Here is a 12,042-nt window from a genome sequence, read left to right as displayed (position 1 = left end):
GCGGCCACCCCGGCCTCGCCGGTGCGCGGCGCGAATGAGGTGGCGATCAACCTAGGCCAGCGCTTTGCCGCCATGGATGTGCAAAAGGCCGATATCCTGGGCAATACCGCAGCCCGGGTGCTGAAAATCACCGGCTAAAGCAGCCCCTCCCGCCGAAAGCTGGTCCATTTGCCATTGCCCAGGATCAGATGGTCATGGACCATGATTTCCAGCACGGCGGCAACATCCTTCACCGCCGCCGTCATCTCGATATCGGCGCGCGAGGGGGTGGGGTCGCCGCTGGGGTGGTTATGCACCAGGATCAGGGCGGTTGCGTGCAGTTCCAGCGCCCTTTTCACCACCTCTCGCGGATAGACCGGGGTGTGGTTGACCGTGCCGCGCGCCTGCGCCTCATCGGCGATCAGGCGGTTCTTGCTGTCGAGGAAGAGCACGCGGAACTGCTCGATTTTCTCGCGTGAGAGGGCGGCGGTGAGATAGCCCATCAGCCGCTCCCAATTGTTCAGCAGCGGCTGTTCGAAAAGGTCAGCCTGCATCATGCGCAGGGCGGCGGCCTGAACGATCTTCACAGCGGCAGCAGCGTGCGGACTGATGTCCGGGGCTGCCATCAGCGCATAAGGCGGCGCCGCCAGTACCCTGTTGAAACTGCCAAAGCGGTTGATCAGCGCCTCGGCCATGGGCTTGGTGTCGCCATCTCGGAGGGCAGCGAAGAGTAGCATTTCCAGCATCTCATAATCCGCCAGCGCCTCCGGCCCGCGGCCCAGAAGCTTTTCCTGCATCTGCTGGCGATGGCTATAGTGGCCGGTACTGGGAAGGGGTTTTTTGCCCTTAGGCCGGCCGGCACGCTTGCGTGGGGCCGGGGGTGCCTCTATCGATGCCTCGCCTAGGCCCGGCAGCCGCTCAGCCTTCAAGCGCGGCGTCGCAATACGTTTGATGCGCCGCCTTAGTGCGGCGAGTGATGTCTGATTTTCAGACAACTCCGGGTTCGACAACTGGCTCGCCCTTACAACCTGAGCGAGTATTTCCATACTGATCCATGACCGGTCAATTGTTAGTTAACCAGAGACCCGAGATCAGACCTCGTTCAGCAGCTTCTCGCCGGCCAGATAACGCTCCAGGTTGCGGCGGAAATAATCCGCCGCGCGGGCCAGGTTGCCGGCCGCGGGCCCTGCGGCATGCGGCGAGACCAGGGTGTTCGGCGCATCCCACCAGGGGCTTTGCGGCGGCAGCGGCTCCAATTCAAAGACATCGACATAGGCACCGCGCAAATGGCCGCTCTGCAAAGCCGCCAGCGCCGCCGCCTCATCCATCACCCCGCCACGGGCCACATTGATGATATGGGCACCCTTCGGCAGCGCCGCGATGGCAGGGCCGCTGGCCAGGTTGCGGGTGATGTCGCTGATCGGGCAGCACAGGCAGAGCCAATCAGTGCCCGGCAACAGCGCCGCCAGATCCGCATAGCGGCCGGCCGAGAGAAAACCCGGCGGCGGCACATCACGCGCATTGCGGGACAGCCCATGCACTTTCAGCCCAATCGCGGCCAGCAGGCGCCCCACCTCATTGCCCACCGGGCCCAGCCCCACCACCGTGGCGGTCTGGCCTTGCAGATCGGGGGGGAAAGGCATGGTAGCCGGGCGCCATTCCCGCTTGGATTGCGCATCCATCCAACCCAGAAAACCACGTGAGAGCATCATCACGCAGCCCACGGCGCTTTGCGCCACGCCCAGCGCATTGGCCCCGGCCGAGGTGCTGACCCGCACGCCGCGCGCCATCAGCGCCTTGTATTGCGGCCGGTCCACCCCGGCGGAATTCACATGCAGCCATTGCAGCCCGGGCTCGGCCGCCGATGCCGCGACGAAACCGGCAAAACCCGGCGCTGGCGTGTCCCGCGCGCCACCCATATTGAGATCGCGCGAGAGGAAGGCGATATCGAAGGGGCCGGGCGTTTCACCCACCCGGAACACCATCGGCGTCACCCCCGCCGGCAGGGGGCTGGCCAGCGCCAGCGCCGGTTCCGAAATCAATAGCCGCATATGCAACACCCTCAGAAATCGCTGACGCGGCCCTTCCGCTCCCAATCATTGTAGCGGGTTGGCTCGGGGCCGGTAGGGCCACCATCCTCAATCGCCGGCGGCGAATAGGGCCGCTTGGGCCGGTTGAGAATCGTCAGCGGTGGCGCTGTGCGCGGCGCGCCTTTCGGCTCGACCGCGGGTTTTGGCTCTTGCTCTTCATGCTCCATCCACCCCATGTGCCATGCTCGTTCGATTGAGCAAGAGGCGCCTGCCATGGGTGGCTATTTCCGCACCTTCATCCTGCTGGCCGCGCTGAGCGCGATTTTCGCCGCGGTGGGCTATGCCATTGGCGGCGGGGGCGGCGCGGTGGTCGCGCTGCTGATGGCGGCGGGCATGAACCTCTTTGCCTGGTGGGGCAGCGCGGGCGCCGTGCTGCGGATGAACAATGCCCAGCCAGTGAGCGAGGCCGAGGCGCCGCGTCTGTACGCCATGGTCCGCCAATTGGCCGACCGCGCCGGCCTGCCCATGCCCGCGCTCTATGTTATCCATGAGGATCAGCCCAATGCCTTCGCCACCGGGCGTGGCCCCTCAGATGCTGCGGTGGCGGTGAATTCCGGCCTGCTCGACCTGATGGATGAGCGCCAGGTGGCCGGCGTGGTCGCGCATGAACTGGCCCATATCAAGCATCGCGACACGCTGGTGATGAGCATCGCCGCCACCTTGTCGGGCGCCATTGGCATGGTGGCGCAATTCGGTGGCATGTTTGCCATGCGCGGGCGCGACGGCCAGCGCAACACCAACCCCATTGCCGGCCTGCTGCTGGTCATTCTGGGCCCCATCGCCGCCTCCATCGTGCAAATGGCGATCAGCCGCGCCCGGGAATATGAGGCCGACCGCGAAGGCGCTGAAATCTGCGGTGACCCAGAATGGCTGGCCGGCGCGCTGGAACGGCTGGAAACCTATGCCGCCCGCGCGGTGAATGAGGGCGCCGAAGCCAACCCCGCCACCGCCCATATGTTCATCATCAACCCGCTTTCCGGCGGGTTGCGCGGGCTCTTCACCACCCATCCGCCCACGGCCGAACGGGTGGCTCGGCTGCGGGCGATGCGCGGCGGCGGCGGGGCAATGATTGAGGTAGCGCCCCGGCCCACAGCCAGCCCTTGGGCAGTTCCGGGGCGGCGCAATCCCTGGGGGTAAGCCGCCCGCCCAGCCCTGCGGATATGGCGGCGCGGCCCGGCCCAGGGCATGCTTCGCCGCATGGCCAAGGATAAAATCCGCTTCGTCTGTCAAAGCTGCGCCGCGGCGCATGCCAAGTGGCAGGGCCGCTGCGATGCCTGCGGCGAGTGGAACACCCTGGTCGAGGAAGCGCCAGCCCCGCGCGGCCCCGGCCCCGCTTCCAAGGCCGGCCCGGGGCGGCGGGTGGAGTTTGTTGATCTCGCCGGCGAAAGCGCCCCGCCCGCACGCATGCTGACCGGCATTGCCGAGCTTGATCGCGTGTTGGGTGGCGGCTTTGTTGAAAGCTCGGCCGTGCTGGTGGGGGGCGACCCTGGCATCGGCAAATCCACCATCCTGCTGCAGGCGGCGGCGCATATGGCAGCGGCAGGGCATCGCACCCTGTACATCTCGGGCGAAGAGGCGGTGGCCCAGGTGCGGCTGCGCGCCCGCCGCCTGGGGCTGGAAGGCGCACCGCTGGCGCTGGCCTCCGCCACCGCGCTGCGCGACATCGTGGCCACCTTGCAGGCCGAGAAACAGGCCGCACTGGTGGTGATCGATTCCATCCAGACCATGTGGCTGGACACGCTGGACAGCGCGCCGGGCACGGTGGCGCAGGTGCGCGCCTGCGCCGCCGAACTGATCCGGGTGGCGAAATCGGAAAGCTTCGCCCTCGTGCTGGTCGGCCATGTCACCAAGGAGGGCACCTTGGCCGGGCCGCGCGTGCTGGAGCACATGGTGGATGCGACGCTGTATTTCGAAGGCGATCGCGGCCATCAATTCCGCATCCTGCGCGCCACCAAAAACCGTTTTGGCGCCACCGATGAGATCGGCGTCTTCGAAATGACCGAGGGCGGGCTGGTGGAGGTGGCCAATCCTTCCGCCCTGTTCCTGGCCGAGCGGCGCGGCAATATTTCCGGCAGCGCGGTATTTGCCGGGGTGGAGGGCACAAGACCGGTGCTGGTGGAGGTGCAGGCGTTGCTCTCGCCCTCCAATGGCGGCTCGCCCCGGCGTTCCGTGGTGGGATGGGATAGCGGGCGGCTTTCGATGCTGCTGGCGGTGCTGGAGGCCCGCGCCGGGCTCAATCTCGGCCAGAATGATGTCTATCTCAACATCGCCGGCGGCTTGCGCATTGCCGAACCCGCCGCCGATCTGGCCGTGGCCGCCGCCCTGGTGAGTGCGGCGACCGACCAGCCGACCGACCCGGACCGGGTGTATTTTGGCGAGGTCGGCCTCTCGGGCGAGGTGCGCCAGGTCAGCCAGCCGGAACAAAGGCTGCGCGAGGCGCAAAAACTCGGCTTTCAGGCCGCCACACTGCCCCGGCGCATCGCCCGCGGCGGCCGCGCCGCCCCGCAGGCCGAGGCGCTGCGGCTGGACGAAATCGGCCATGTGGCCGACCTGGTGGCGCCTTTTGCGGCCAAATCGGTCAAGCCGCGCGCATAAGCCTGTTGCCATGTGCTGCCAGTGGCGCGACGCTGCCCTCCCGCATTGGAGAGCAAGCAGCATGGCCGATACCATCCCCGTCCTCGATCTCGGACCGCTGCGCGACGGCTCGCCGGGCGCTGTGGAGCAACTCGGCGTTGAATTGCGCCGCGCCTTCACCGAAGTGGGATTCTACTTCGTGCGCAATCACGGCATTAGCCAGGAACTGCTTGATACCACCTTCGCCGAAGCCGAACGCTTCCACGCCCAATCGCTGGAGGCGAAACTCGCGCTCAAGATCAACGAGCACAATATCGGCTATATGCCGATGCGCGGCGCGACCACGCGGGTGAATGCGGTGGGCGAGGTGGCCCTGCCCAATGCAAATGAAGCGGTGTTCTACAAGCGCGAACTCCCGGCCGACCACCCCGATCTGCTGGCCAATCTGCGCTTCCGCGGCGCCAATCAATGGCCCGAACTGCCCGGCTTTCGGGCGAATATCCTGGCCGCCTGCAAAGCCTTCGAAACCCTGGGCCTGAGCCTGCTGCCACTCTACGCGCGCGCCTTAGACCTGCCAGCGGATTACTTCACGCCCTTCTTCCAGGAGCCGATGTACACGCTGCGGATGTCGCATTACCCGCAGCAGGAACCCACCGCGCCGGCCAATGAATTCGGCATCGCACCGCATGTCGATACCAGCTTCATGACCATCCTGGCGCAGAACCGCATCCCCGGCCTGTCGCTCCGCCTGCCCTCAGGCGATTGGTTCGATGCGCCCGCGCCCGAAGGCGCTCTGCTGATCAATGGCGGCATGATGCTGCGCCGCTGGACGGATAAACGCTTCCTCGCCACCCCGCACCGCGTGATCAACCGCTCCGGCCGCGAGCGCTACGCCATCCCGTTCTTCATGGATGCCAATTACCACGCCACCATGGCACCCATCACCGCCGATGGCAGCGCCGGGCGCGAAGACCCCATCATCTACCCCGACTTCATGACCAGCTACCAACGCGCCAATTTCCACCACGCGGCGGAAAAAGTGGAGATGCAAGGTGCTTAAGGGCGGCATGGGCGCAAAGCACCGCTGCGGGCTGGCCGTGTTTCGCCTCGCCCTCATGCTCCTCGCCTTCCTTTTCACCACAGCGCCAGTGGCCGCGCAGCAGCGCCCGTTGCGGTTGGTGTTGACCCAGGAATTGGCGATCCTCGATCCCATCATTTCCACGAACAATGCCACCAGGCAGTTCGGTTACATGGTGTTCGACACCCTGATCAGCATGGACAGCCAGGGCCGCTACCGGCCGCAGATGCTGGAATCCTGGCGGGTGAGCGCGGATGGCTTGCGGTATGATTTCCGCCTGCGAGAGGGGCTGGAATGGCATGACGGCCAGCCAGTGACGGCAGAAGATTGCGTGGCCTCCCTGCGCCGCTGGGGTGCGCGCGATGGGCTGGGCCAATTGTTGATGGCGGCCACGGCCAGTCTGGCGGCCGATGGCCCGCGGGATTTCTCGCTGGTCTTGTCGCGCCCCTTTGGTTTCGTGATCGAGGCTTTGGGCAAGCCTGGCACCATCGTGCCCTTCATGATGCCAGCGCGCATGGCGGCAACCGACCCGCAGCGCCCGATCACTGAATTCATCGGCAGCGGCCCCTATACCTTCAACCGGGCCGAGTGGCGCCAGGGTGATCGTGCCGTGTTCCGCCGCTTTGCCCGCTACAACCCCAGGGCCGAGCCCGCCGATGGCCTGGCCGGCGGCAAGGTGGTGCATTTTGATGTGGCGGAGTTTGTCTCCATCACCGATGCCGCGACGCGGGTGGCGGCGTTGCAGGGCAATGAGGTGGATGTGCTGGAATTCCTACCGCCCGATTTCATCGCGCCCATGCGCCGCAACCGCAACATCTCAGTGATGCGACCCAGCGGCGGGATGGGGCAGTACATGCCTTTCATCAGCCTCAACCACGCCCAGCCGCCTTTCGACAATCTGCTGATCCGCCAGGCGGCGCAGGCGGCGATCAACCAGTCCGAAATCGTGGCGACGGTGGGTGTACCGGCGGATTTCCGGCTGGAGGATTGTACCTCCATCTCCACTTGCAATTCCCCCAGCTTTATCCCCGCCTCCCATCCCAACCTCGCGCGGCGTGGGGTGGAGCGGGCGCGGGCGCTGCTGCGTGAGGGTGGCTATAACAATGAGCGGGTGGTTTTCCTCCATCCGACAGATAGTATCATGCTCTCCCCCGTGGCCTCGATGGCGATGCAGAATCTGCGTGCGGCCGGCTTCAACGTGGAGGAATACGCCAGTGACTGGGCGACAGTGGCAGCGCGCCGGCTGAACCGTGACGGATGGAATGTCATCCCGGTGGTCTGGCCCGGGGTGGATTTGTTCAGCCCGATCGTTTTTGCCGGCACAGCGTTCAATTGCCGCGCCTATCCCGGCTGGTTCTGCGATGAACAGATGCGTGACCTGATGCAGCGCTACACCGCGGTGAGCGAACCCGGCACCCGGCGCGAATTGGCGGCGGCGATCCAGGATCGATTCCATGAGAATGTGAACTTCATCATTGGCGGGCAGATGAGTGTGCCGCAGGCCTATCGGGCGGAGCTGACGGGGGTGGTGGAATTCGCCTTTCCCATCGCCTGGAATTTGCGCCGGTCGCGCTGATCAGGCACCCGCGCTCACCATCCATGCGAAGATTGGCAGCTTACAGCCCGCCCGCCCCCTGATAGAAGCCCGGGCATGACAGTGTTGATGCTTCAGGACGTGACCTTGCGGGTGGCCGGCAGGACCTTGCTGGACAATGGCAACCTTGTGGTCGATCCCGGCCGCAAGATCGGCCTGGTGGGGCGCAATGGCGCCGGTAAATCCACCCTTTTCAAGGCCATCACCGGGCAGATCGAGGCCGATGGCGGCTCTATTCGCCTCGCCCAGCGCGCCCGCATGGGTTACGTGGCACAGGAAGCACCGGCCGGCCCCACCAATCTGCTCGACACCGTGCTGGCGGCTGATCTGGAGCGCAGCGCCCTGCTGCTGGAGGCCGAAACCGCCACGGCCGACCGTGCGGGCGAAATCCATGACAGGCTGCAGGCCATCGGCGCCGATGCGGCGCCATCCCGCGCGGCCACGGTGCTCGCGGGCCTCGGTTTCGACATGGCGGCGCAGATGCGCCCCGTTGGCGAATATTCCGGCGGCTGGCGGATGCGCGTGGCCCTCGCCCAGGCGCTGTTTCTCGAGCCCGATCTGCTGCTGCTGGACGAGCCGACCAACCACCTAGACCTCGAAGCCGCGCTATGGCTGGAAAACTGGCTCATCAAATTTTCCGGGGCGGTGCTGCTGATCAGCCATGACCGCTTCCTGCTTGAGCGTGTGGCCGATGGCATTGTCCATCTCGATCAGCAGAAGCTGACTTTTTATCAGGGCAATTTCGCCAATTTCGTGCGCGTCCGGGCCGAACGCAAAGCCCAAACCATCGCCAGCAACGCCAAGCTCTCGGCCGAGCGCGCGCATATGCAGGCCTTTGTGGACCGCTTCAAGGCGCAGGCCAGCAAGGCGCGCCAGGCACAATCCCGCATCAAGGCGCTGGAGCGGCTGGGCCCGGAAGAGGCAGTGGTGGAGGATGTGGTCACACGCTTCGAATTCCCCGCCCCGGCGGAATTGGCGCCACCCATGCTCACCATGCACAACGCCTCCACCGGCTATGCCGACCAGAAAGTGCTTGGCGGCGTCTCACTGCGGCTCGACCAGGAGGACCGGATTGCCCTGCTGGGCGCGAATGGCAATGGCAAATCCACCCTGGCCAAGCTCTTCGCCGGAAGGCTACCGATCATGGGTGGCGAGGTGTTTCGCAACCCCAAGATGAAGGTTGGCTACTTCGCCCAGCATCAGGCGGAGGAGTTGAATATGGCGGGCACGCCGCTCACCCATATGTCGGACGCGATGCCGGCCGCGACGGTGACCCAGGCGCGGGCGCATTTGGCGCGCTTTGGCCTGGATCAGGACCGGGCGAATACCGTGGTCTCCTCCCTCTCGGGCGGTGAGAAGGCGCGGCTGCTGCTGGCGCTGACCACGCGCGACGCGCCGCAATTGCTGATCCTGGACGAGCCGACCAACCACCTCGATATCGACGCCCGCGACGCGCTGGTGAAGGCGCTCAACGCCTATCAGGGCGCCGTGCTGCTGATCACCCACGACCCGCAAATGGTGGAGCTGGTGGCTGACCGGCTCTGGCTGGTGGATGGCGGCACGGTGAAGCCCTTTGAGGGTGATCTGGACGAATATCGCAGCTTCCTGGCCGATAAGGCCCGCGGCGGCCCGCGCCCCAATGGCGCCCCCCCCAAGAAGGACGAGAAGCGCGAACGGGCGGAAAAACGCGCCTCCCTAGCGCCGATGCAGCAAAAGCTGAAGCAACTGGAAACCGACATCGCCAAGCTGGAGGCCGAGGGCAAGATGCTGGCCAAGGCGCTCTCCGACCCCAAGCTCTACGCCAGCGGCAATACCGCGCTGATCGCCAAGGCGACCACCCGGCAGAAAAGCGTGGTGCGGGAATTGGCCGGGCTGGAGGCGGCCTGGCTGGAGCTTTCGGAGAAGCTGGAAAACCTGGCTGCCTAAGCCACAAGTATCTCGCGCCCCGTTCATCGCTTGATTGCAAAACTGCATCATCACGGCACAATGCGTTCCGAACTCATGGAGAACCACAAAATGGCCACCCTCACCCGCCTCGCCGCTTTGGCATCGATCGCAGCCCCCGGCGCCGCCCTGGCTCATACCGGCATTGGCAGCGTGCACGGCTTCTCGGCCGGGCTGCTCCACCCGCTGGGCGGCTTTGACCATGTGCTGGCGATGGTGGCGATTGGCCTTTGGGCCGGCGCCTCGGGCGGGGCGATGCGCTGGGCGCTGCCCACCGCCTTCCTCGTCGGCATGGCCGGTGGCGGGTTGCTGGGCATGGCGGGCCTCGGCATGCCGATGGTGGAGGCCGGCATCCTGGCCTCGCTGATCGTGCTGGGGGCGCTGGTGGCCTCGGGCGTGCGAGCCTCGGCCCTGGTGGCGCTGCCGATGGCGCTGCTCTTCGGCAGCCTGCATGGCCATTCGCATGGCAGCGAAGGCATGGTGAGCATGGGCTATGCTGCGGGCTTCATGCTCGCCACCGCGGCGATGCATGGGCTGGGCCTGGCGCTAACCCAGGGTGCGGGCACCCGCGCGGTGCGCCTGGCCGGCGGTGCCACGGTCTGCGCCGGCTTGGCGCTCCTGCTGGCCGGCGGCTGAACCCCCCATGCAAACCCGCGCCGCCGTCGCTTGGGAGGCCGGAAAGCCGCTCAGCATCGAAACCGTGCATCTCGAAGGCCCCAAAGCCGGTGAGGTGCTGGTGGAAATCAAGGCCACCGGCCTGTGCCACACCGATGCCTATACGCTGAGCGGCGCTGACCCCGAGGGGTTGTTCCCCGCCATTCTGGGCCATGAGGGTGCGGGCATTGTGCGTGAGGTGGGCCCGGGCGTGACAACGCTGCGGCCGGGCGACCATGTCATTCCGCTCTACACGCCGGAATGCCGGCAGTGCAAAACCTGTCTCTCCCAGCGCAGCAACCTCTGCACCTCGATCCGCGCCACCCAGGGCAAGGGGTTGATGCGCGACGGCACCAGCCGCTTCCGCTGTGAGCAGACCCAGGTCATGCACTATATGGGCTGTTCCACCTTCGCCAATTTCACCGTGCTGCCCGAGATAGCGCTGGCAAAAATCCGGCAGGACGCGCCCTTCGACATCATCTGCTATATCGGCTGCGGCGTGACCACGGGGATTGGCGCGGTGGTGAATACCGCAAAAGTCTGGCCTGGTGCCAATGTCGCGGTGTTCGGCCTGGGCGGCATTGGGCTGAATGTGCTGCAAGGTGCCCGCATGGTCGGCGCCGACAAGATCATCGGCGTGGACATCAACCCGGCCCGGCAGGAGATGGCGCGGCAATTCGGCATGACCCATTTCATCAACCCCGATGAGGTGGGCCGCGACAAGGTGGTGCAGGCCATTCAGGACATCACCGATGGCGGCGCCGATTTTAGTTTCGAATGCGTGGGCAATACCACGCTGATGCGCCAGGCGCTGGAATGCACCCATCGCGGCTGGGGCACCTCCATCATCATTGGCGTTGCCGCCTCGGGGCAGGAAATCGCCACCCGGCCCTTCCAACTGGTCACCGGGCGCAATTGGCGCGGCACGGCCTTTGGTGGCGCGCGCGGCCGCACCGATGTGCCAAAAATCGTTGATTGGTATATGGAGGGCAAAATCTCCATCGATCCGCTGATCACCCATCGCCTGACGCTGGAGCAGATCAACCACGGTTTTGACCTGATGCATGAAGGCAAAAGTATCCGCTCGGTGGTCATTTACTGACGCGATATTGACCGGAGCGGCGGCCGGCCGCACATATCCGGTTAAGATGCCGGAGTAGACGACCATGCGCCTTGCCCGCCGAGCCCTGCTCGCCACGCCCCTGGCCGCAGCTGCGATTGTGCCGGCCTGGGCGCAGCCAGCGGCCCTGCGGGTGATCGTGCCCGCCCCCCCCGGTGGCAGCACCGATATCCTGGCCCGCTCCCTGGCCGAGCGCGCCTCCGCCGCCCTGGGCCAGCCCATCACCATTGATAATCGCGGCGGTGCCGGCGGCATTATCGGCACCGAGGCCGCATCGCGCGCCGCAGCGGATGGCAACACCATCATCCTCGGCCATAACCAGACCCACGCCTCCAACCAATGGATGGCGCGCAACCTGCCCTATCACGTGGTGGAGAGCTTCGTGCCAGTCGCGCGCCTGGCCACGGTGCACCACGCCACGGTGGTGCCCATGGCCTCCCGGGCCACCAGCATGGCCGAGCTGGCCGCGATGGGGCGCAATAGCGGGCGGGTGAGCTACGCCTCCTCCCAGGCCGGCAGCGCCAGCCATGTCATTGCCGAAACCTTCGTCCGGCGTGAGCGGATGGACGCGACCCACGTGCCCTATCGCGGCGGCGGCCCGGCCACGACCGATACGGTGGCCGGCGTGGTGGATTTCTTTGTCTCGACCTGGCCGCAGGTGGTCAATCTGGTGCGCGAGGGCAGGCTGCGCGCGCTGTCGATCGGCGCTGGGGCCCGGATTGAGGGCTTCCCCAACCTGCCCACCACCGCCGAGGCCGGGATGCCCTATATGGCGGTGGATGCCTGGTTTGGCCTTCTCGCCCCACGCGGCATGCCACAGGCCCAGGTGCTGCGCATCGCCACCGCCTTCCTAGGGGCGCTGGCCGACCCGGATAATGCCCGCCGGGTTGAGGCCGCCGGCTTTAATCAGGCGCCGATGATGCCCGAGGATTTTGCAAGCTTCCAACGCGCCGAGGTGGCGCGCTGGCAGGAGATGGCGCAATTGACCGGGATTATGATGGACCCGTAG

Annotated in this window: 11 protein-coding genes; 8 read left to right on the top strand and 3 right to left on the bottom strand. The window is 66.0% G+C overall.

What is annotated here, in order from left to right:
• Positions 1-134 precede the first annotated feature (134 nt).
• The 3 genes from radC to ABWP84_RS00610 all read right to left on the bottom strand — a co-directional run bounded on the left by radC (position 135) and on the right by ABWP84_RS00610 (position 2,236).
• The gene (gene radC / locus ABWP84_RS00620) at positions 135-776 is read right to left on the bottom strand and encodes a RadC family protein (protein WP_353210045.1); all 642 of its coding nucleotides are present in this window, start codon (positions 774-776) and stop codon (positions 135-137) included.
• Between the two features lie 294 nt (positions 777-1,070).
• Positions 1,071-2,030 (bottom strand): NAD(P)-dependent oxidoreductase, encoded by a 960-nt coding sequence (locus ABWP84_RS00615; RefSeq protein WP_353210044.1) that lies wholly within the window; start codon positions 2,028-2,030, stop codon positions 1,071-1,073.
• 11 nt (positions 2,031-2,041) lie between these two features.
• The gene (locus ABWP84_RS00610; protein WP_353210043.1) at positions 2,042-2,236 is read right to left on the bottom strand and encodes a DUF1674 domain-containing protein; all 195 of its coding nucleotides are present in this window, start codon (positions 2,234-2,236) and stop codon (positions 2,042-2,044) included.
• 46 nt (positions 2,237-2,282) lie between these two features.
• On the opposite strand from ABWP84_RS00610, the gene htpX reads away from it, so the two are divergent.
• From htpX to ABWP84_RS00570, 8 genes are all read left to right on the top strand, one after another.
• Positions 2,283-3,206: a zinc metalloprotease HtpX gene (gene htpX, locus ABWP84_RS00605; RefSeq protein WP_353210042.1), complete on the top strand. Its 924-nt coding sequence runs from the start codon at positions 2,283-2,285 to the stop codon at positions 3,204-3,206.
• Between the two features lie 60 nt (positions 3,207-3,266).
• The gene (gene radA, locus ABWP84_RS00600; protein ID WP_353210041.1) at positions 3,267-4,664 is read left to right on the top strand and encodes a DNA repair protein RadA; all 1,398 of its coding nucleotides are present in this window, start codon (positions 3,267-3,269) and stop codon (positions 4,662-4,664) included.
• 61 nt (positions 4,665-4,725) lie between these two features.
• Positions 4,726-5,703 carry a 2-oxoglutarate and iron-dependent oxygenase domain-containing protein gene (locus tag ABWP84_RS00595; protein ID WP_353210040.1) on the top strand — a complete coding sequence of 326 codons (978 nt, stop codon included), beginning with the start codon at positions 4,726-4,728 and terminating at the stop codon, positions 5,701-5,703.
• A gap of 7 nt (positions 5,704-5,710) precedes the next feature.
• Positions 5,711-7,297 (top strand): ABC transporter substrate-binding protein, encoded by a 1,587-nt coding sequence (locus ABWP84_RS00590; protein WP_353210039.1) that lies wholly within the window; start codon positions 5,711-5,713, stop codon positions 7,295-7,297.
• Positions 7,298-7,372: 75 nt separating this feature from the next.
• On the top strand, positions 7,373-9,241 hold the full coding sequence (locus ABWP84_RS00585) for an ABC-F family ATP-binding cassette domain-containing protein (RefSeq protein WP_353210038.1): 1,869 nt from the start codon (positions 7,373-7,375) through the stop codon (positions 9,239-9,241).
• Positions 9,242-9,301: 60 nt separating this feature from the next.
• Positions 9,302-9,895 (top strand): HupE/UreJ family protein, encoded by a 594-nt coding sequence (locus tag ABWP84_RS00580; protein WP_353210037.1) that lies wholly within the window; start codon positions 9,302-9,304, stop codon positions 9,893-9,895.
• A gap of 7 nt (positions 9,896-9,902) precedes the next feature.
• Positions 9,903-11,015 (top strand): S-(hydroxymethyl)glutathione dehydrogenase/class III alcohol dehydrogenase, encoded by a 1,113-nt coding sequence (locus ABWP84_RS00575; protein ID WP_353210036.1) that lies wholly within the window; start codon positions 9,903-9,905, stop codon positions 11,013-11,015.
• A 64-nt stretch (positions 11,016-11,079) separates the two neighbouring features.
• On the top strand, positions 11,080-12,042 hold the full coding sequence (locus ABWP84_RS00570; RefSeq protein ID WP_353210035.1) for a tripartite tricarboxylate transporter substrate binding protein: 963 nt from the start codon (positions 11,080-11,082) through the stop codon (positions 12,040-12,042).

The organism is Rhodovarius sp., assembly GCF_040399605.1.
GTDB classification, from domain to species: domain Bacteria; phylum Pseudomonadota; class Alphaproteobacteria; order Acetobacterales; family Acetobacteraceae; genus Rhodovarius; species Rhodovarius crocodyli_A.
The sequence above is the reverse complement of the archived record's forward strand: the minus strand, read 5'-3'. Positions and strand labels throughout refer to the sequence as shown.